Source organism: Burkholderia sp. S171, assembly GCF_009766085.1.
GTDB lineage: Bacteria > Pseudomonadota > Gammaproteobacteria > Burkholderiales > Burkholderiaceae > Caballeronia.
In genome coordinates this window covers 152,706-153,276 of the sequence record NZ_LMUF01000056.1, presented here as the reverse complement: position 1 = coordinate 153,276, position 571 = coordinate 152,706, and the positions used below count along the sequence as shown (strand labels likewise).

1 protein-coding gene is annotated in these 571 nt (G+C 62.0%); it reads left to right on the top strand.

Annotated elements, in window-relative coordinates:
• A partial coding sequence (locus tag GSQ93_RS32380) for a DDE-type integrase/transposase/recombinase (RefSeq protein ID WP_216857713.1) occupies positions 1–571 on the top strand: 571 nt, incomplete at both ends.

Genomic DNA, 571 nt, shown 5'->3' with positions numbered 1-571 from the left:
CTGGGGGTGAGCGTGCGCAGCGTGCAGCGTTGGAAGCACAAGCCCGAAGATGCGCGCACGCTGAGTGGCGGGAGGTCGCCACCCAACAAGTTCAGCGACCTTGAACGTCAAGCGCTGATCGATGCGGCCTGCCGGGAAGAGTTTGCCAGCCTCACGCCGCACCAGATCGTGCCGAAGCTGGCCGATGAAGGAATTTACCTGGGTTCGGAGTCGACGTTTTACCGGGTACTCAAGGCTGAGAACCTGAGCCGGCGACGTGGGCGCGCCAGCGTGTCGCAACGACGCGCGCCTACCACGCATCGTGCCGATGGTCCGAATCAGCTTTGGTGCTGGGACATCACGTGGATGCCCACCACGATCCGTGGGCGCTATTTTTACTGGTACATGATGAAGGATGTCTACAGCCGCATGCTGGTGGGCAACGAGGTGTGGGAGGTCGAATCGGGCGAGCACGCGAGCGCGTTGCTGACCAAAGCATGTCAGATTGAAGGCACGGTGGGTCGTCCGCTCGTGCTGCATTCGGACAACGGCAGTGCGATGAAGGGAGCGCTGATGCGCGCAACCATGGTCG